4 protein-coding genes and 1 pseudogene are annotated in these 4,128 nt (G+C 32.4%); 2 read left to right on the forward strand and 3 right to left on the reverse strand.

Annotated elements, in window-relative coordinates; genetic code table 11:
* Positions 1-657: Rho termination factor N-terminal domain-containing protein (locus ACIPNH_RS02015; RefSeq protein WP_400771412.1), on the reverse strand; the 657-nt coding region annotated here is incomplete at its 3' end.
* Between the two features lie 199 nt (positions 658-856).
* Entirely contained in the window at positions 857-1,459 is a 603-nt protein-coding gene (locus ACIPNH_RS02020) for a cell cycle transcriptional regulator TrcR (protein WP_400771415.1), read from the reverse strand.
* Positions 1,460-1,779: 320 nt separating this feature from the next.
* Between ACIPNH_RS02020 and ACIPNH_RS02025 the strand changes: the two are divergent.
* Positions 1,780-3,591 (forward strand): annotated as a pseudogene (locus ACIPNH_RS02025) (peptidylprolyl isomerase); the annotation flags it as partial.
* On the opposite strand, the gene ACIPNH_RS02030 reads toward ACIPNH_RS02025, so the two are convergent.
* On the reverse strand, positions 3,567-3,758 hold the full coding sequence (locus ACIPNH_RS02030) for a hypothetical protein (RefSeq protein WP_400771418.1): 192 nt from the start codon (positions 3,756-3,758) through the stop codon (positions 3,567-3,569). The pseudogene ACIPNH_RS02025 and the gene ACIPNH_RS02030 sit on opposite strands and share 25 nt — an antisense overlap.
* A 33-nt stretch (positions 3,759-3,791) precedes the next feature.
* On the opposite strand from ACIPNH_RS02030, the gene ACIPNH_RS02035 reads away from it, so the two are divergent.
* Positions 3,792-4,128 (forward strand): transposase (locus ACIPNH_RS02035; RefSeq protein WP_174515693.1); only part of this gene is annotated, 337 nt, incomplete at its 3' end.

Below are 4,128 nucleotides of genomic sequence, written 5' to 3' on the forward strand. Positions count from 1 at the left end.
TTTTCCAAGAGGAGCTACTATATCTATAGCACGCATGCTTAAGCCTTTTTTATCATCACCATTATTACACTCAAGTACTATGCTTTCCTCAGGATAAAGAGGAAGCAAATTATCAAAATGGACGTACTTTCTTAATTCACTTACTTCAGTAGAGTTTATACTTTGAACCTTAGTTAAAGTAAAATATCTCTCTTTATCACCAGGTGGCCTTATTTCTCCATATGCCATATCTCCTGTACGTAAATTAAACTTCTTTATTTGCCCGTTAGAAATATAAACATCATCGGTACTTGGGGCATAATTTGCACTTGCTGAACGTAAGAAACCAAAACCATCAGGCAATATTTCCACTATTCCACTCCCTGTGGTTATGCCTCCTTCTTCACTCATTTTTTTCATTAAGCTGAATATTATTTCCTGCTTTAGCATTCTACCATTGCTTTTACCGTTAGTTGAAATTTTTCTTTCTTCAGCTAACTCTAACAATTCTTCTGCTGTTTTCTCTTTTAATTCCCTCAGATCTAATGTTTTTCTGTTTTTCTCAGTACCTTCATTGACCATCTGTTTTACTGTATCGTTATTGTAAATTTGCTCACTTTTTTCAGGTTGAGCTGTAACCTTTCCTTTTGCCAAAACATCTTCATTGATTGTTGTCATAATCCTCCAAAAATTTTAATTGATGCTTACTAACCTAAAATGTGACTATAAGATAATAAATTAGGCTGAGTTAGTTTCAGTGCGTATTAAGCTTAATTATCATTAAACCCCGTACTTTACTTACATTATACTAATAAACACTAGCAAGTCAAGTTAATTTAATGTTAACAAAACACAAAAATTTGAGGATTTTCAATAGCTATTCTTTATATTTTTTTAACCTTTCTTGCTTCTCCTCTTCTACTTTTGCTTTTTCCACTTCTGCTTCTAAATTTTCTTGACTACATAAGCCGAGTAGTACAGGATCTTGGGGTTTTATATTTTGCATGTTATGATGAGATCCATCTTTTACCTGCTCAACTGTGTAATTTGTTGTACTAATTAATTTAGCTATAACGTTATTGTCCAAGATAGGAAATTTTTTTACTAAATAATAAATCGCATCAGGTTTATCTCTACGTCTTGCCGTAGAGGCAAAGCCAAGAATGCTACCAATCGCTTTACTCCTTTTTTTTATATTTTTTATAATCAAATTTGGTACACGATTTGGATTTTTTTTGCAATCATCGATTTCTTTTTCAGTAATTATTCCAGAAATAATAGGGTTATATTTTTCTACTTCTATTTCCTCATCAGCTATGTCTTGTACTTCTTCAAGGGCCAATCTGCAACATTGTGCTATTTGATTAAAAGTTAAACCAGTGTTGTCTACTAACCAAGCAGCTATTTGCACTAGAAACTGTTTATTTCTATCGTTATTGCCCTTAGAAGATTCCATTGACATCAAAAAAGCATCTCCCATTTAAAGTATCCCTTACTGTTATACAGAGCTAAAATATAAACTATTAAAACTAAAAAAGCATTAATTTTGTCATTCAATAACTTTTTGTTTGTCACTTCCCACCTCTTAAGTTAATTAAATGCGCTTACCTTTAAGCATATTTCAAACAAAATATTTCCCCTTCCTAAGGTATAGTATAACTCAGTTAAACATATGTTCCTATTTAAGATTAGAGAGTTAAATTTTAAGTTAATATATTATATATATTATCTAATAAAGCAACAGGTTTACAAGTATTAAATTATCACTATTCTATAATTAACCATTAATTAACTGAGTTTAAAATGAATGTTAAAAATTTTTTCACTAAAATAACCGTTGTCCTTTTAGCTTGCTTGTTAATCTTTGTGGGAGTTGGCAACCTTTTATCAGGTGATGATGAAAAAGAAGAGGTAGCTAGGGTTGGAAAAGAAGTTATAACGTCAGATGAGTATAAGTCGCTATATCAAAATTATGGAAAACAAATTTCTGGATCTGATGCGAGTAGAGAACAAGTAAAAAAGCTGAAATATGATTTGCTTAACGCACTTATAGAGCAAAAACTATTGTTTAACCTAACTAGTGAGCTGGGGTTGACAGTTGGAGAAGAATCTATAAAAAACCATATTAAAAACACCAAATACTTTCAAAATGATAAAGGTGAATTTGACAAAAATAAATTCTATGAAACGCTAAATGACCTGCATATGACAGAGAAAGAGTATATAGCAAAGCTAGAGAAAGTCCTGCCTGCAATGATGTTCATGACTTCATTATTTAAAGATAATTATCCAGTAACTTTTGGCGAGAAAATTGATGAGCAGATATACAAAAGTCGCTACCAAACTAGAGTAGTTGATATTGTTAAAATAACTGAAGATGCAGTTACAAACATTCCTGAACCAGATGATCAAGCCTTACTTGATTTGTACGAAAGAAATAAATCCCATTTTTATTATCCTGAGTATCGAACTGCGCAATATATTTCCCTAGGCCAAAAGTATTTTGAAGATCAAATCAAGATCTCAGATGAAGAAGTTGATGGTATAATAGAACAACAAGAACTTAAAAATCAAAGAGATATATTCAATGCAATATTTTCTACCAAAGAAGAAGCTGAGACAGCAAGAAGAGCATTTGAGGAGGGTAAAACAAGCTTTGAACAGATAGTAGAAGAGTTTGGCAAAGCAAAACTTGAGGAAACTAGAGTAAATAATATAACTAAGGATTTTTTACCAGAAGACGTGAGAGAGAAGGTATTTGCTCTTAAAGTAGGTGAAGTAAGTGAAGTTTTAGCAAGCAGTTTTGGTTGGCACATAGTAAAAGTGGAAAGTGCGCATCAAATCTCTGATGAAGACTTAGTTGATTTAAAAAAAGACATAAAGTCAGTTCTAACTAACCAAAAGTCTTTTGAAAGAGTCAATGATTTCATAAACCAAGTGAACTATAAGATATACAATGGTTCAGAAATTGAAGAAATATTGAGTGAATATAATTTACCTATACAAACTATTGGTCCAGTAGATGCGAGTGGAAAAGATCAAAGCGGTAATAACGTAGGAGATTCTGGTGATTTGATTTCTTTCATTTTTTCGCGAGAAAAGGATCAGAAAGGTTATTTTAAGGGCGTTGGGGACGCTGTTGTTAGTGTAAAAATCATCGATATCGTTCCACCTAAATCACAAAGTTTTGAAGAAGGCAGGGCATTAGCGGTAGAGCTTTGGCGTAGTGAGTTTATAAAAGAAAGAATGTTTAAATTCGGGCAAGAGGTTGCAGTTCAACTAAGAGAAAAAACAGATTTGGAAGAAATTCAAGGTGTGGAATTAGTTAAAGGTCAGCAGATGCACCGCAATAAAGTGGATCAACAAAACTACCCCTTTTCTTTTGTAGAAGAGATTTTCAATATGAAAACAACTGGTTCAGTGACAGATCCTATTCAATACAATAATGAAATTATAATAGGTGTTCTAAAAGAAATGCATTCATCAAATGGCAAATTAAACATGCTTGACACTGGAAAACGTGTGATGATATCGCTAAAAGAGCAATTAATTAGCTATCTGGAATCAAAGTATAAAGTCGAAGTTAATCACGCTATACTTGATGATATATAGTCAAAAATCTTATAAGTTGCTTCAAACGCATCCAGTGCCCAGACACACAACTGTACGAACATTGCGATTTGAGAGCAATCTTCACTAGAAAGGATGTCATCCCAGTCTGGAATGGCTTTGTTGCATCGCTCAAGTGAAAAGAACTGGCAGTTACTGACAAAATTCATTATAAATAGCCATTTAACTGTTGAAGAAAAAATATGCCACAAAAAATGAGAGTCAGTAACTGCCATGAATATAACAAATTTCTCCAAGAAAGAGGAAGCATTTTTTGTTATATCAATGACGCCATAGAAAATTGGTACGAGAATTGTCCAAAAATGCAGGGCGGCAACTATATTTATAGTGATAAAGTTGTGATTTTGGTGCATATAATCGTCAGTTTCTTTAGAATTGGTTTAAGACAAACAGTCGGGTTTATAAAAGGGTATTTGCAACAAATAGGAAGAGATTTGGCAGTTATCAGCTATTCACAAGCATCAAGAAGGTTTAAGAAACTTAATATTAAGATAAATGATTGCAGAATTGATAAAAATA

The sequence above is a fragment of the Wolbachia endosymbiont of Drosophila barbarae genome (genome assembly GCF_044752445.1).
Taxonomy (GTDB): domain Bacteria; phylum Pseudomonadota; class Alphaproteobacteria; order Rickettsiales; family Anaplasmataceae; genus Wolbachia; species Wolbachia pipientis.